Consider the following 15,755-nt stretch of genomic DNA (forward strand, 5'->3'; position numbering starts at 1 on the left):
ATATGCCACTCAAGTGAAAAATAGACAAGATGTTTCTATTCCGATCAATCCAAAGTGGTGGGCGCAAATTATAGTGAAAGAAGATGAATGGAGAAAAAAGTAAGTCGATAATAGCCTTATTCGCAGCTATAGGACAACCCAGGTTTTAGGTTAAAACTTCGATACAACGAATAACCAATCGCGACGTTCGTAATATCCTCTTTTGTATGCACCGCCAAGTATCCATTGAAGGAACATGGCTCCAACCCCGGAACCGAAGTGGTAAATGCGGGATGATACTTTTGATTCAGAACCAAAGTTTCTCCTTTTTTTAAAAAACCAAATTCATAGTGATCGGGTTTCCAGGATTTAGGGGTATACTCTTGTTTGGTGGAGGGAAGGTAAAATTCCCCACTATAGTTTTTATCGTCAATGGTTTGGTTTGTAAAATAGAAAGTCAGATTTTCATAAATATCATTGGTGGATAGATTTGCCATGAGTGCGGGTAACATTCGCGAATCGGAACCATAATCGGGAATGGTTGCCACAGTGATCGGATAGGGATTTTTATTTTGGACCAAAACCTTGGGTAGGGAAAGTATAAAAATTTCTGATAGAAATTTGGTATTCATACTCCTCGTGTCTTGTGTATGAATCAGAAAACAAATTACGGTTACAATTCCCAAAGGGATATGGTATTTTTTCGGAACCAGTTCCCAAACTCTTTGGAACCCTATCGCCAAACACCAAGCATATAAAAATACAACACTCAGACTCCATCTTGGATACACTCGTTCCAAGGAGTAGATGGGTAAGTGTTCGAGTAAATTAGCAGGTGAGTAAGGAGAAGCATTGCCGGCCATTAGCCACACAACAAGTAAAAGGAGCGATAGAACAGAAACCATTTTTCTTTTTGTAAAGAATACCAAAGGAGATAGATATAATGGTAACTGGCCAAGGTAATTTCCATACTCCCAATACCGGTATTGCATTTGGGAAAGAGATTGAGCGAGCAATGGGTGCTGCGATGATCCAAAAAAAATCGGATAGAAATCGTTCCCATTTAAGGTGAAGTTGTCGCCGACAAAATACCTACCTACGGAATGAACAAATAAAAACATCGGAATCCATTTGATGGCGAGAATGCCCAGGACAAATAGGGAGAGTTTCACCAATCGTTTGGTTGTATCTTTTTTTTCATCGGAAAGATACAATTCTCGAATTACTAAAAAGAAGATTAATAGGATTGCTTGGGAAAGAGGGTAAATGCTTCCTTCGGATAACAAAATATAGGTGATCGTTGTGGCTAGAATTCCGATCCACCAATTTCCATTTTTAATAAAATATAAAATGTAAAATACTAGAGCCGGTAAAAAAAGTCCCGGGATTTGGTTTAAGTGGCCGGCATAGAATTTTTGAAATACAAACCCAGAAAATTGAAATACCAAAACAAATAGTAATGAAGATAGCGTATTCGATTTTGTATAAAGGCGAAAGGAATGGAAATTAAGGAATCCAGAAAGGACAAAATAAAATAAAAAACTTATCTTTAGTGCTGTGAGTGTGGGGAAAAAAAGAACAAGGAAGTGGGTGAAACTTCCTATCTTACTGGTTGGGTTTTCCCAAACAGGAAACCCGGCGCCATAATAGGGATTCCATAATGGGAAGGTGGTGCCAAACTCGAAGAAAGACTTTCTTAAAAACTCGACATGGAAACTATACATATCCCAATCGAAACGGCCGTAGAGGTTGTCCGATTCGAATAGGGATTTTGTATTCCAAAGATAGAATGTAAAAAAAAGTAGAAGTAAGGCAAAGGGCCTAATGCGCTTCATCCCAGTTACCGCCAAACTTCCCTTGGGCGACAATGGGAACTTTTAATTTCATTGCAGATTCCATTTCTTCTTTGGCCATTTGGTAGAATTCTTTTTTTTCCTTGGGATCTACTTCGAATACAAGCTCATCATGGACTTGGAGGAGGAGTTTGGAACGGAAAGATTCTTTTTTGATTTTTTTATCAATCTGAATCATCGCGAGTTTGATCATATCCGCAGAAGTTCCTTGGATAGGTGAGTTGATTGCCACTCGTTTGGCGGCCTCACTGGCCATTTTATGTTTGGAATGGATATCGGGGAGGTAACGTCTACGACCGAGTAGTGTTTCCACATACCCATGTTCTTTGCAGAACTCAACGATTTCTTCCATATATGTTCCGACACCTGTGTAGGTGGCAAAATACTTTTCTATAAATTCTTTGGCTTCTTTACGACTGATCCTTAGGTTATTCGAAAGTCCAAAGGAAGTGACACCATAAATTACAGAAAAGTTAACCACTTTTGCTTTGTTCCGCATATCGGATGTTACTTGGTCTTCGGAGACTCCAAAGATCCCGGCCGCTGTCCGTTTGTGAATATCGGCTCCCGACTTGTAAGCATCCATCATCTGTGTGTCATTGGCAAAGTGGGCCATAATTCTTAGTTCAATTTGGCTATAGTCTAAAGAGAGGATCTCAAATCCTTTTTTGGCAATGAATCCTTTTCGGAGTAACCTTCCTTCTTCATCCTTGATGGGGATGTTTTGTAAGTTGGGGTTCGTGGAAGAGAGTCGTCCTGTAGCTGCAATGGTTTGGTTGTAACTTGTATGGATACGACCGGTTTTCGGATTGATCAGTGTGGGTAGAGTGTCCGTATAAGTGGACTTAAGTTTGGAAAACTTACGGATCTCTAACAAATGATCAATGATGGGATGAGTCCCTAGGAGAGATTCCAATACGGAATGGTCCGTGGAGTATCCGGTTTGTGTTTTTTTCTCCGCGGGAAGTCTTAAGTCTTCGAACAAAACGGTTTGTAGTTCTTTCGTTGAGTTAATGTTAAATGGTCGTCCGGCAAAGAAATGAATATTCTTTTCGTTTTCTTTGATTTTAGCATCAAAAATTTTAGAAAGAGATTCAAAGTATCCTGGTTCGACAGCGATCCCTTCAAATTCCATATCAGCTAGCGCGAGTAAGACCGGCATTTCAATATCAAAAAATAGTTTTTTATGAATTCCTTCCTCCATTTTGGGAGAAAGGACATTATGGAGTTGCAGGGTAATGTCAGCATCTTCGCAGGCATATTCCGAAACTTTTTCCGGATCAATATCGTACAGATTTTGTTTTTTCTTACCTGTTCCAACTAACTCTTCGTAAGTGATGGTTTTGTAGTTTAGGTAGTCTACGGCCATATCATCCATATTATGGCGACGTTCTCCCGGATTCAAAAGATACGAAGCAAGCATGGTATCAAAATAAATGCCCGCAAGTTCCACCCCGTAATTACGAAGTACTAACATGTCGTATTTGATATTTTGTCCGATTTTTTTCCACTTGGGATCGGCGAGCATTGGCCCAAGAACAACGAGTCCTTCTTCCGGGGATGGGAGGAGGTGGCTATAGATGGACTCAGGATGAGAGAAGGCGATATAATAACCAACACCAGGTTCTTGAGAAAAGGAAACACCTAACAATTCAGCAAGCATGGGATCAGAGGATGTGGTTTCTGTATCCACAGAGATTGGTTTTTTCGGATCTAACTTCGCGACTATTTTTTTCAAATCATCCAAAGTTTGAATTCGTTTGTAACTTTTTTTGGCTACCGCAGAACCTTGGTTTGGTTTGGTGTCTGTTCCTTCGTTTGTTGTATCTTGCGCTGATTTTTTTCCCTTTTTGCCAGTCGTCGGTTCGGGACTTACTTCTTTACTGTCCCCGTCACTCACAATCGGAATTCCAGCTTGTTTGGCAAGATCGCGGTGGAGGACATTGTATCCTTCGTCTTTGAAATACTGCACCTTGACCGGATCATAATAATTCGGAATTTTTAAATCAGTCTTTTTGATATCTAGTTTGAGGTTCGTGACAATGGTCGCAAGTTTTCGAGATAAAAATGCATTTTCTTTATCAGCGGCTAGTTTATCGATCAGGGATTTGTTTTTGACTTGGTCTAGTTTTTTATAAATGGTTTCTAAGTTTCCAAATTCTTGAATGAGTTTGGCCGCACCTTTTTCTCCCACACCTTTGACACCGGGAATATTGTCGGAGGCATCTCCAAGAAGTGCCATATAATCGGTAACTTGTTCTTTTGTGATTCCGATATTGGTTTCTACCCACTTAGGGTCGATTTTTTCGAATTCGGAAACTCCACGTTTCCCGCGTAACATATGTATGTTTTTGTCAAGGACTTGGTATAAGTCTTTATCACTCGAAAGGATAACAATTTCTTCAAAGTCTTTGGCAAACTTTTTACATAAAGATCCGATGATATCATCTGCTTCAATCCCATCCATTTTGTACATGGGAAATTCCAAAGCCTTTAACATTTCATAGATTTTGCCTATCTGTGGTTTTAGATCCTCAGGCATTGGTTTTCTTTGCGCTTTGTAATCCTCATACATATCGTTTCTATGCAATCTGGTTCCCGGATCGAAAGTGAATGCAATATGAGATACCTTTTCATCTTGCAGGAGTTTGAATAACATCCTCCAAAATCCAAAGATGGCGCCACTGGGCAGTCCTGTTTTGGAGTTGGTAAGGTTGGATGCAGCAAAGGCAAAATAAGCCCGAAAGGCCAAGGCATGGCCATCAATGATTAGTAATCTTCCGCTCATGTTCCGTCTCCGTACAAACTATCTCCTAAAAAGGAATAATAGATTAGTTTTGTTTTTTCAACTGTTTTGGTGACAGAAAATCGTTTGACCGAGGTCTTATTGAAAGTTCCGAACTTAGTTCGTAATTCTTCAGACCCAACGAGTTTGTCTAGACCTTGAGCAATGTTCTCTGCATCCCCCACAGAACATACATAAGCCCCTTCGTTGTGGTCCAACATCTCCCCAATTCCACCACCGTTTGTGGCAACAATGGGAAGCGCTGATGCCATCGCATCTAAAACAGAAGTTCCGAGTCCTTCTTCTTTGGAGGTGAGTGTGAATATATTAAATAAAGAAAGTAGGGCAGGGATGTCTTTGCGGTATCCAGTAAAGATGACTTTATCAGTGATCCCCAATTGTTCGGCTTGGTTTTTAAGTTTGTTCTCGAGTTTCCCATCACCTACGATCATTAGGCGAAAGTCAACGTTCGTTCTCATTTTTGCTATGGCATTCAGTAAGGTCTCTTGGTCTTTGTGATCGACAAGAGCGGCAACATTTCCAATCACAATGCATTTTTTAGGAATATGAAATTCTTCTTTTAAATATTCATGAGGTGCTGGTTTCGAAAATCGTTTTAAATCAATTCCCGAATAAACAGTGATGATTCTTTCCGGAGCGATTTTACTTTCGATCATCACTTCTTTGATTTTTTGTGAAACAGGAAGATAATAATCGTTCGCAAGATGTTGGTATTTCCATCTAGAGAAAAAACTGGTTTTAAGTTTGAAATCCACTCGACGAGATACAATGAGAGGAATGTTTAAATGATTTCTTTTGGCAAGAAGGGCCAATGTATGTGCATGGGCCGTATGAGTGTGGATTAGTTTTATATTTTTAGAAATACAGAGAGATCGAATATTCTTATATGCCTTTCTGTCCCATTCTCCCCGCATTTCGATAGGGACAAATTCATATCCATTCTCTTTGCATTTTGTTTCTAAAGGAGAACCAGGTTGACCGACAACGATTTGTGGGATTTTGAAAGTGGATAGTCCTTGGACTAAATAATAAAGCTGTTGTTCTCCGCCGCGCCATTCGCGGGAAGTATTGATATGAAGGATCAAATTATAAGTGTTTGGAACGGTCGTATTCGAGAGCGATGATGGAGCCCATAACTTTGAACCCCGCCGGAGCTTCGTCTACCATTCCTTCTCCGTGAAACATTACTTTAACGGAGTCCATCATGGCATTGATAATTTTCAATCCTTTTCCCATGTTCTTATGTTTTTGGCCTGAACCATTATAAGGAAGGGTTTCCGGTTTTTTACTTTGGTGGTTTTTGATATGATCGAGGAAACTACTAAAACATTGGGATTGGTTGGTGCGAATCAGTTCTTTGTCGATTTCAGGAAGAGAACCATCTTCCGAAAGACCCGATCCATAATCCAAAATATAAAGTGTGAATTTGGAAGAATCGATCCGCCACCGGCAAATGATAGTTTCATCGCAATGACAGGAAACATTGGCAGCCACCGCATTGGTAAGTGCTTCGTCCGCAGCCAGTTCAATGTCCATGATATTCTCATAGCTGAAACCGTTGTCTTCCAAGGTTCGTTTCAGTTCTTTTCGGAAGTGTTTGACGGAGGACATGTCGGGAGGAAGAAACATCGCATACGAACCGACTGAGGGACATAACAAATACGGTAAAACTTCAGATGGTATTGTCAATGGCCGCCGCTCCCCCCTCTACCTACTCATATTACACGAAGGGGAGGGAGAAAAAAAGTCAAAAATCCCATAATGGGGAAGGGTTTCGGAAAAAATTTCCTAAATCGTGATCCCCAAGGCGTTTGCCAGCTGCTCCATCCGTTTCACCAATTTCTCTTGGCCTAGAAGGCTAAAGAGGATGGGGAGTTCTAATCCGTGGGATTTCCCTGTAGTGATGGCTCGAATTGGCATAAAAAGGGTCCTTCCTTTTTCTCCGGTGCTTTCTCCCGCTTTTGCCATGGCTTCTTTGTATTCGTCGGGAGTCACTAAGGCATGGGCTTTTATATATTGGTAGAAAGCGGAGACAACAGCCTTTCCATTTCCTTCCAAAACGAGCCCTTTGGCTTCTTCGTTTTCAAATTGGAGATTTTCTAAAAAGAATTCTTCGATATAGGGTGGGGCTTGGATGAGGCGATCCAAATACACACGAACAGAATCTAAAATCGAAAGGAGTTGTGGGTTCGTTCCTGACTTGTAGGTTTCTGGAATTTGACAATCTTTGAGGAATGGTTCGAGTTCCTTTCCTAAGGTTTCAATTTTCACATCCCGAATGTATTTATTCGACATCCAGTTGAGTTTTGATTTGGGGTTTAAGTATTCTGCCAGTCCGAGAAGGGATAACTTATTGAAATCAACCGTTTCCTTTTCTTCTTCTTTGAGTTTTTTGAATACATCAAAGGTAGCCGGAGATTTGGAGCAGCGTTCCACATCAAAGACGGAACAAAGCTCTTCGTCACTCATGTACTCCTTACCATCGGGAGAAGTCCAACCAAGCAGAGCCATATAGTTTCGCATGGTATCACTGGAATAACCGAGATCACGAAATGCAAGAACTGATGTAGCACCCGCACGTTTGGAAAGTTTTTTCCCATCAGTTCCTACAATTTCACTCGCATGAGAAAAACGTGGGAGTGGAAATCCAAAGGCTTCAAAAATCAAAATTTGGCGTGGTGTGTTGGAAAGATGTCCGACACCTCGAATCACATGTGTGATTTTCATAAGGGCATCATCAATCACCACAGCATAGTTATACGAAGGAAATCCGTCAGATTTCACAATGATAAAGTCACCAATGAGTTTGGATTCGAACTTTACCTTTCCTTGGATCATATCATCAACGATCACAATTTTATTGGGTGTTTTGAATCTTACTGTGAAGGGAATTTTTTTCTCGATTTGGGACCCAATTTCATCCTCTGTCAAATCAGAACATTTTCCATCATAGATATAAGGAATCCCCATGGCATCGGCTTGTTTTTTCTTTCCATCCAATTCCTCAGCGGAACAAAAACAACGATAGGCCTTCTTTTCCGAAATCAGTTTGTCTGTGTATTCTTTATAGATATGAATTCTTTCGGACTGAGTGTACGGACCGTTTGGACCACCCACTCCAGGACCTTCATCCCATTCCATTCCGAGCCATTTTAAAGATTCTAAAATGATTTTAAAGGATGCTTCTGTGGACCGGTCTTGGTCCGTGTCTTCGATACGAAGTAAAAACTTTCCCTTTTTGGCTTTCGCATATAAATAATTAAATAGGGCGGTTCTTGCCCCACCCACATGTAAAAATCCGGAAGGGGAGGGTGCAAAACGGGTACGAACTTCTGTCATTTCATTTCCTCTTTGAGTAAAAAGTCTCCGATCCGTTTGTAACCAAATGGTTCTTTTGTTTTGGTAGTCAGTCCATTGGTGTACGGCGGAACAAAGAATAATTGTGTATCATTTTCTTTATAGATGAGTTTGAAAAATAATTTGTCGGATTCGGTTTCGTTCCATTCATAACGAAGTTGTAAATAGTCGTAATGATTCGAAACTTGTTCCGATTGGATTGTATTGTTTGCTTGTTTGATGAACACAGTAGAAGATGCAAAAAATTCCATACTTCCTAAACTATGGGACCAACGACTATCCCCACCAAGTGCAGAGAGAATTCCTTCTTCCACGAGTAGTCCCGTATCCCCACCTAATTCAAAGATGTCGAACTCTTCAATTTGAGTTTTGTTTTCTATACCACTCACTTTGTTTTCTAGAAGAGAACTTAGAGTGGAACCTTTGGTTTCAGAAGCATAGGAGTCAGTATAAACAAAAAGAATTCGTTTTTCCGATTCTTCTTTTTTGAATTTTCCTACTTTTTTGTTCCAAATGATCTTATAAGATTCAAAAGGTTCGTTACCAAATTCTTGTTTTACTTTTGATAAAAAATTACTGTCGTAAGCAAGGAAACTGAGCTCAATTTTCTCTGCATATCCGGTGGATTTGCCTGGTTCCCACTGAATGAATCGGAAGTGGGAAGAGCCTTCTCGAAAGAAGGAAAGGTTCATTTTTCTAGGTGATTTTAGATAGAGAACCGATGCGGGAATTTCTGAAATTGGTTCTCTTGTGATGAGTGATTTCAGGTTCTGGCAGTTGGATCCAGAAAAAAAAATCAAGATACAAAAAAGCCAATAGAATCGGGAGTATTCTTGAGTTTCTGGGGACATAGATCAGTGTGTATCGCCAGTCTAAAAAGGGAAAACCGCTTGACAAGTCAATTCACCCCACCCCTGTGTCATTTGGAACCATGAAGAACGAAGAACAGTATCCGAAACGCCCCTTTGAAGACCAAGTGAATGATGACCAAAGGAAATACTCTCGCTATGTATGCGATTCGAGGGCCATTCCGCAAGAAATTGATGGTCTAAAGCCTGTTCAACGAAGGATTCTTTGGGCGATGTGGAACTCGGATGCGAGAAACCGTCACACAAAGACAGTAAAAGTAGCCGGTCTTGCCATGGGATACCATCCACATGGGGATCGTTCCATCCAAGATGCCCTTTCCCAAATGGCGCAAGACTTTGCTTTTGCGAATAACTATCCACTCGTTCATGGAGAAGGAACCTTCGGGGACGTTTTAGATCCGAATGCGATTGCCTCTCCTCGTTATACAGAAGTCAAACTCTCTGACTTCGCAAAGGATTTAGGATTTTTCGAAAGTCTACCTGACATTGATTATGTCAAAAACTATGATGAAACAGAAGATGAACCCATCCACTTCGTCGGAAAAGTTCCAGTTGTACTCTTAAATAACATCCAAGGGATTGCAACGGGGTTTCGTTGTTTCATTCCGGCTCATAAACTCAGCGATGTGATCGATTCCCAAGTCACTTATTTAAAAACAGGGAAACCTAAAAAAGTCACTCCATGGTACAAAGGGTACGGTGGGGAAGTCAAGTTGTCCAAAAATGACAACGGCAACACTGTTATGTCCACTACCTTCGGTTTCAAAAAAGAAGACGGGAAATTGTTCCTTGTGGACTCTCCTATGAACTGGAACCGCGAAAAAGTGGTGAACTACTTAGATGATTTGATTGAGAAAAAAGACAATTGGCTGAAAGACTATGTGGATCACTCCAGCCAAACTTTCAAAATCGAACTCATTGCTCGAAAAGGGGAAGTTCCTTCTGAAAAAGAAGTAAAGGAATTATTCTCAAAAGAAAACAATGAAGTGCTTACTATCAACGTAATCACTCACGAAGGAAAACTTCGTAACTTTGTTCCTGAAGAAATTATCAAAAGGTTCTGTGATTTTAGAAAAACCCATCTCATCCGTCGTTTCAAACGATTGGCGGGACTAGAAAAAGAAAAGATTGATCGTAACTCGGAACTCATTCGATTCATTAAAGAAAGATGGAACGAAAAAGTAACAGGGATTAAATCCAAGAAAGAATTTGAAGATAAATTGAAAGCAGCCAAGTTCATATACTTCGAGTGGTTGTCTTCCATTCCCGTCTATAGAATGACTTTGGAAGAAGTTCGTAAGTGCGAAGATGCCATTGTAGAAGCTAAAACAAAATACACTGAGTATACGACATTACAAAAAGACGATAAAAAGCTCACCGGTTTTATGACCGATGAACTTGATGAACTGAAGAAAAAATGGGATCCGAAATAATAAATTATGGCTCAAAAAACTGAAAAAACCTCAGGAAATTCGCGAAATTTTAAGAAATTATCTCACGTAGAACACGTGCGGATGCGGACAGGGATGTGGCTTGGCCAAAACTCGTTGTCTACATTTGAACAACATTTTTTCAAAAAAGACAGTGCTGGTACATACGATATCCTGCACGAAGAACTTTCTGACATCCCAGCCAAACTCAAATGTTTGGATGAAGCTTGTATGAACTGCGTAGATGAATACAGAAAGAACTTAAACGACAAAGCCATCCCAGAAAAAGACAAGATGAACAAACTCATCATCCAATTGTCTACAGATCGCAAACGTGTGACCATCCAAGATAACGGTCGTGGGATTCCTGCAGACAATGCGGAAGGTGTTTACCTCCATTTGATGTATGGAGAAAACTTTGATGATTTAGCCAAAGAAGACCATGTGGCGGGACAAAATGGTGTGGGGATCTCCCTCGTACGTATGGTCTCTTCTTTCTTTCGTGTGAAAACCATCAACGGTGGCAAAGCTTACAAAAAGATGTTTAGCATCCACGATGATGTAAAAAAAGTCATTCGTAGTTTCAAACTTCCGAAAGAAGATACAGAACGTGTATTTTTATATTTTGATGAACATGGATCTTTTGCTGATTGCCCACTTTTGACTGCAGACCAAATCAAACAATTAAAAGCACCTTGTGACAAAACTGGGATGACTGCAGTTGTAGAAGCAGCTAAAAAAGAAGACCACGGAACGACAGTGGAGTTTGAACTCAATTCTGCTTACTTCAACAACCTAGATACTTCTTTTAACATCAATTTGGTGAAACAATACCTTCAAGACATTGCAATGTCTAATCCTGGTTTGGAAGTGGTGTTCATCCACAAAACAGGAAAGGAAAAGTATAAATTCAAAAAAGGTTTTGATGAGATTTTTAGTAACTCCGAGATGGTTTACTATAAGTTAGATTATACTGATAAAACTTCCTCCTCCCAAATCAATATGGACACTTACGTGGTTGTGGGACAAAACAAAACCCTCACTTGGGTAAACTCCATTTTCTGTCCACAAGGTGGATCAGCGATTGAGTATTTGGAAAACAGACTTTGTGATGAGATTCGTAAAAAATCACAAATTGTAAGTTTAGAAAAGAAACTCAACACACAATGTACACGTAACGATGTAAGAAGTTGTTTGCATATGTATGTCAACCTTCGGATCCTCAATCCTCGTTTTAAATCCCAAGATAAGTCTTATCTCATCAACGATTTGAATGAGGACATCCGCAAGTCAGTCGACAAACATTTGGACAAACTTTTGAAGAAAACAGGCCTGATTGAAGAAATCAAGATGGTGATGGAGCGTAGAACCCAGCTAAAACAGCTCGAGGACGCGCAGAAAGGCCTCCGTAAGGCGTCTCGGAACAATATCCCTAAGCTGATGCCTCCCACAGGCAAACCGAACGATCCAGGCCGAATTCTATTTGTGGCGGAAGGGGACTCGGCGATTGCGGGTTTACGTCCAGCGAGAAATCCGAAATTACACGGTCTTTTCCCTTTGCGAGGAAAACCTCTCAACTGTAAGGGGATGTCTTTGGCAAAGGCCTTACAAAACGAAGAGATGAAAAACATCGTGGCTATCGTTGGTCTTCCACTCGATCAAAAAGTGAAGTCCATTGATGAATTGCATTACGATCGAATCAGTATCATCACGGATGCGGATTTTGATGGTTATGCGATCCGTTCTCTTATGTTATCCTTTTTCTATGAGTATTGGCCGGAACTTTTTGATTTAGGTTTTATCAATATCTCTGCAGCACCACTTTATGAAGTGGATGTGAAGTGGAAGGATGCCAAGAAGGAAACTGTATTCTGTATTGATGACTCCGACTACGATAAGTTAGTGGTTCGGGTCAACAAACAAGGTGCGGAGATCTCTCGTAAAAAACGAAATAAGGGACTTGGAGAAACTGGTAAAGAAGCCATGAAGTATGCGGTGGATCATTGTATGACAACCATTACTGTGGGAAACAAAAAGACTGCCAAAAATACCCAAGACCTTTGGTTCCACAAAGACTATGCAGAAAAACGCCGCGAAGCGATTTCTGAATACTCAATGAGTGTCATCCAAGACTAATTAGGTGTTTCGATTTTCGACCTAATCGATAGAGTTTTTACCAACAAACAAAACCCAAACGAAAGGAACTTTTGTAGTTCTTTCCGTTTGGCATAGCGATCACTCCTAATTCCATAGGTCTTAGGAGTTCTTTGTTTTATGGGCTTGCGGTAGATTGAAGATTTTATTTTTTAAGGGAATGAAATCTAGGTCTCCTAAAAAAACAAAGTCTCGACTTGATTCAAAAAAATCAGCAACTAAGACCAAAATTAAGGCAAAGGAAGATCCACTTCTTCCCATTCGGCCATTGCCAATATTTTTACGCCTTCCTCCTTTCTCGAATCGCAAACGAATCTCTTTTTTTCTTTTTTTAAACATTCTTATTTTCCTTCAATGTTCTTCTCTACAAGAGAAACCGAGAGAGGTTTACCATAATAACGCGGAAACCACTGTGAAAGTGGTTCAGTCAAAAATAGAAGAATTACAAAACTCGGGAATCGAATCTTTGTCTTATATGTTTCTGTTAGGTGATGGAAAGATACATTCTGGCAAAATGGGTGGGAATGAAAAAACACGGGTTCAAAGATTTAAAATTGGAAGTATCACCAAACTATTTACAGGAATTGCTCTTTTACAATTACAAGATAAAGGCAAACTGAAGTTAGATGATCCTGTTTCGAAATATATCCCAGAAATCAAAGAGATGCAAACACGAGGGAAAAATTTTCGAGAAATCACAATCCGAGACATCCTCACCCACCAGTCGGGGTTACCTTCTGATTTAGCTTCTGGTTTTTTTCTTTCTCCCGATGCGAGTGATCCGCAAATTTTAGAATCATTTCGTTCCCTTCCTAAACGGCTTTCCCAGTTGGAGAGAAATGAACCACATAAGGCCCATTCCTATTCCAATTTTGGTTTTGGAATTTTGGGAATTGTCATCGAACGTTCTTCCGGCTTAGGCATCGAAGACTACTTCCAAAAAGAAATTTTTGCGAGAGCGGGGATGAAACATTCCACCTTACTCGAGTTTCATGAAGGTTCTGAGATCGTTTCTGGATACCATGGATTTTTTTGGAAAACCAAAACAAAAAGACCTCTGATTCGAGATCTGACAGCCGGAGCCATTTCAACTACCGGCGAAGATATGGGACTGTTTATGAAGTCATTTTTCCTAAGTAAAAAAGGCAAAGGTTTAGTTTCCAAAGAAAGTTTTGCCGAGTTCCATCGCGCCCAACCTGGGCCCACTTCCAATTTTCAAATGAAAATGGGCCTTCCTGTCTTACTCACAGAGAGGCGGGCTTTTGAAAAAACAGTTTGGATCGCAGGACATTCGGGATCTCTTCCTCCTTACTTTGCTGATTTGATCTATGATCCAGAAACAGAAACTGCCAGTTTCCTTGCAGGAAATACAACTGGATTTGCAATGGCTAGTATTCAGCCAACTAACAAAGAATTATTGGATACTGTTTTTGAATTCAAAACAGGGGCTTTTTTGGAGTCTCCACCGATTGCGGAACGAAAAGAACAAAACAAACTAGATGGTTATTATGGACTTTATGCGTCCCCCTTTGGAGTTCACGAACTAAAACCTGGCAAAACCCCACAACTCGATATTATGGGGATCAATTTTGATTTGGTAGAAAGAGAAAATCGATTCGGCACCGACTTACGTTTGTTTTTTGGTCTCATTCCGATAAAAGATAAAACGATAGAAAGTTTTCGTTTGGAGTTTGAATCTTGGGAAGGGGAGAAGGTTTTTACTTTATATTCTTCTGATATGTCCAAAGGAAGTATTGGTTTTGCCCTTTTATTCCACCCGGATCAAAAGTTACCGGACAAATCTTATTTCACCACTTACCAAACGAACGACCCACATTCGATCATTCCCCGTGTGGAATTAAACAAAGATAAACGCGGTTTTCTTTTGGCGACCATTGATTACTCCCTCGGTGGACTCGGGTATTCTGTCACCTTACCTTGCAAATGGGAATCACCCACAACCCTTCGTATTTTAGGATACGGTCGCAATTTAGGAGAACGTATGGAACTGAAGACTGTGGACGGAAAACCGAAATTGGTGTATTCAGGGATTGAATTTTGGGGGGACTAAGGATTGGGTATCAAATTCTGAATCTAATTCATTGAGATTCTACCCTCTGAGGCAAAGCAGGAGTTATACGGCTCCTAGTCCCAATTTACTTTGATTCTAATTTTTTTCTATCGAATTACCTAGGAAAGAAATTATCGAACGTCCCGAAAAAGTTTTTGACTAATCAAAAAGATCGAATACAGTTCGTCGGAATTTGATTCGAAAGTTTCAAAAGGAGAATTCGAAATGGGAAAAAGAATTACCTCAATCCTATTTTTGTCTGTCGCCGTTGTAGCTGTCACAATGACATCTACTTCTGTGGAAGCAAAAAAATATGGTATGGCTGGCTGCGGTTTAGGTTCACTGGTTATTTCAACCAATGACATCACTCAAATTTTCGCTGCTACATCAAACGGGATTTACGGAAACCAAACTTTTGGTATTACATCTGGAACATCCAATTGTACTGCTGATGGTGTTGTAAAACAAGACAAAGTACAAGAATTGTTCATCACGATGAACTATGATTCTCTAGGCCAAGAAATGGCATCTGGGAAAGGGGAAAAGTTAGAGTCTCTTGGAAACCTTCTCGGTTGTTCTAACGATTCTTTATCAAGATTTGGCCAAGTAACGAAAGAAAACTATGCTAAACTCATCACTGAAGATTCAACTCCTGCAAGTGTACTTTCAGCAGTTAAGTCAGAAGTTAAAAGCGATAAAATCCTCGCAAAGTCTTGTTCGCAAATCTAAGGAGATATGAAATAAAATGAAAAAGTTAACACTCATCTCCACAATCGGAATCTCCATGGTTCTCCTAGCGTCTCAAATGTCTGCTGCACCTAAATACGGTATGGCAGGTTGCGGACTTGGAACTCTAGTAATGCCTGCAGGCAATCAAATCTTTGTTGCTACAACAAACGGAACTTCAGGAAGCCAAACTTTTGGTATCACTACTGGAACATCTAACTGTAAAGCAGACGGCGTTGCTCAAAAAGAACATGCACGTGAAATCTATGTGCATATGAACTTTGATGGTTTGGAACAAGAAATGGCAGCTGGGAAAGGGGAAAAACTTTCCAACCTAGCAACTCTTTTTGACTGCAAATCTGGTGTTCGCTTCAATGAAGTAGTCAAAGAAAACTACTCTAGCATCTTCACAGAAGAATCTAAAGCAAACCCAAGTTTGATGTTGTCCAACCTTCACGAAACTTTGGAAAAAGACGCAACAGTAAAAAATTACTGTAAAATCTAATCCTT

Annotated in this window: 12 protein-coding genes; 5 read left to right on the top strand and 7 right to left on the bottom strand. The window is 40.1% G+C overall.

From position 1 onward, the window contains the following. Positions 1–116 precede the first annotated feature (116 nt). From JWG41_RS08305 to JWG41_RS08330, 6 genes are all read right to left on the bottom strand, one after another. Positions 117–1,814 carry a hypothetical protein gene (locus tag JWG41_RS08305; protein ID WP_205269456.1) on the bottom strand — a complete coding sequence of 566 codons (1,698 nt, stop codon included), beginning with the start codon at positions 1,812–1,814 and terminating at the stop codon, positions 117–119. Continuing rightward, positions 1,801–4,620 carry a DNA polymerase I gene (polA, locus tag JWG41_RS08310; protein WP_205269457.1) on the bottom strand — a complete coding sequence of 940 codons (2,820 nt, stop codon included), beginning with the start codon at positions 4,618–4,620 and terminating at the stop codon, positions 1,801–1,803. The genes JWG41_RS08305 and polA overlap by 14 nt, the downstream gene beginning before the upstream one ends. Then, positions 4,617–5,723 (bottom strand): glycosyltransferase, encoded by a 1,107-nt coding sequence (locus tag JWG41_RS08315; RefSeq protein WP_205269458.1) that lies wholly within the window; start codon positions 5,721–5,723, stop codon positions 4,617–4,619. The genes polA and JWG41_RS08315 overlap by 4 nt, the downstream gene beginning before the upstream one ends. Before the next feature lies 1 nt (position 5,724). Continuing rightward, complete coding sequence (locus JWG41_RS08320; protein WP_232373862.1) at positions 5,725–6,327, bottom strand: ATP-binding protein; 603 nt, start codon at positions 6,325–6,327, stop codon at positions 5,725–5,727. 99 nt (positions 6,328–6,426) lie between these two features. Further along, positions 6,427–7,977: a glutamate--tRNA ligase gene (gene gltX, locus JWG41_RS08325; protein WP_205269459.1), complete on the bottom strand. Its 1,551-nt coding sequence runs from the start codon at positions 7,975–7,977 to the stop codon at positions 6,427–6,429. Beyond that, positions 7,974–8,846, bottom strand: a complete 873-nt coding sequence (locus tag JWG41_RS08330) for a hypothetical protein (protein WP_232373863.1) — start codon at positions 8,844–8,846, stop codon at positions 7,974–7,976. Before JWG41_RS08330 ends, gltX begins: the two co-directional genes overlap by 4 nt. 80 nt (positions 8,847–8,926) lie before the next feature. Here JWG41_RS08330 and JWG41_RS08335 point away from each other — a divergent pair, with 80 nt between their 5' ends. Together JWG41_RS08335 and JWG41_RS08340 are read left to right on the top strand one after the other, a co-directional pair. Continuing rightward, complete coding sequence (locus tag JWG41_RS08335) at positions 8,927–10,297, top strand: DNA gyrase subunit A (protein ID WP_205269460.1); 1,371 nt, start codon at positions 8,927–8,929, stop codon at positions 10,295–10,297. A gap of 6 nt (positions 10,298–10,303) precedes the next feature. Beyond that, entirely contained in the window at positions 10,304–12,430 is a 2,127-nt protein-coding gene (locus JWG41_RS08340) for a toprim domain-containing protein (RefSeq protein ID WP_205269461.1), read from the top strand. Positions 12,431–12,550: 120 nt separating this feature from the next. Here JWG41_RS08340 and JWG41_RS20920 read toward each other — a convergent pair whose 3' ends face one another. Next, entirely contained in the window at positions 12,551–12,787 is a 237-nt protein-coding gene (locus JWG41_RS20920; RefSeq protein WP_232373864.1) for a hypothetical protein, read from the bottom strand. Positions 12,788–12,866: 79 nt separating this feature from the next. On the opposite strand from JWG41_RS20920, the gene JWG41_RS08345 reads away from it, so the two are divergent. The 3 genes from JWG41_RS08345 to JWG41_RS08355 all read left to right on the top strand — a co-directional run bounded on the left by JWG41_RS08345 (position 12,867) and on the right by JWG41_RS08355 (position 15,750). Continuing rightward, on the top strand, positions 12,867–14,519 hold the full coding sequence (locus JWG41_RS08345; RefSeq protein ID WP_332461287.1) for a serine hydrolase domain-containing protein: 1,653 nt from the start codon (positions 12,867–12,869) through the stop codon (positions 14,517–14,519). A 225-nt stretch (positions 14,520–14,744) separates the two neighbouring features. Next, complete coding sequence (locus tag JWG41_RS08350) at positions 14,745–15,248, top strand: DUF3015 domain-containing protein (RefSeq protein ID WP_205269463.1); 504 nt, start codon at positions 14,745–14,747, stop codon at positions 15,246–15,248. Between the two features lie 16 nt (positions 15,249–15,264). Next, complete coding sequence (locus JWG41_RS08355) at positions 15,265–15,750, top strand: DUF3015 family protein (protein WP_205269464.1); 486 nt, start codon at positions 15,265–15,267, stop codon at positions 15,748–15,750. The last annotated feature ends 5 nt before the right edge of the window (positions 15,751–15,755 follow it).

This window comes from Leptospira chreensis, assembly GCF_016919165.1.
GTDB lineage: Bacteria > Spirochaetota > Leptospiria > Leptospirales > Leptospiraceae > Leptospira_A > Leptospira_A chreensis.

Coding starts and splice junctions, on each gene's coding strand:
- JWG41_RS08335 (WP_205269460.1), top strand. CDS start 8,927: ATGAAGAACGAAGAACAGTATCCGAAACGCCCCTTTGAAGACCAAGTG.
- JWG41_RS20920 (WP_232373864.1), bottom strand. CDS start 12,787: ATGTTTAAAAAAAGAAAAAAAGAGATTCGTTTGCGATTCGAGAAAGGA.
- JWG41_RS08340 (WP_205269461.1), top strand. CDS start 10,304: ATGGCTCAAAAAACTGAAAAAACCTCAGGAAATTCGCGAAATTTTAAG.
- polA (WP_205269457.1), bottom strand. CDS start 4,620: ATGAGCGGAAGATTACTAATCATTGATGGCCATGCCTTGGCCTTTCGG.
- JWG41_RS08350 (WP_205269463.1), top strand. CDS start 14,745: ATGGGAAAAAGAATTACCTCAATCCTATTTTTGTCTGTCGCCGTTGTA.
- gltX (WP_205269459.1), bottom strand. CDS start 7,977: ATGACAGAAGTTCGTACCCGTTTTGCACCCTCCCCTTCCGGATTTTTA.
- JWG41_RS08330 (WP_232373863.1), bottom strand. CDS start 8,846: ATGTCCCCAGAAACTCAAGAATACTCCCGATTCTATTGGCTTTTTTGT.
- JWG41_RS08305 (WP_205269456.1), bottom strand. CDS start 1,814: ATGAAGCGCATTAGGCCCTTTGCCTTACTTCTACTTTTTTTTACATTC.
- JWG41_RS08355 (WP_205269464.1), top strand. CDS start 15,265: ATGAAAAAGTTAACACTCATCTCCACAATCGGAATCTCCATGGTTCTC.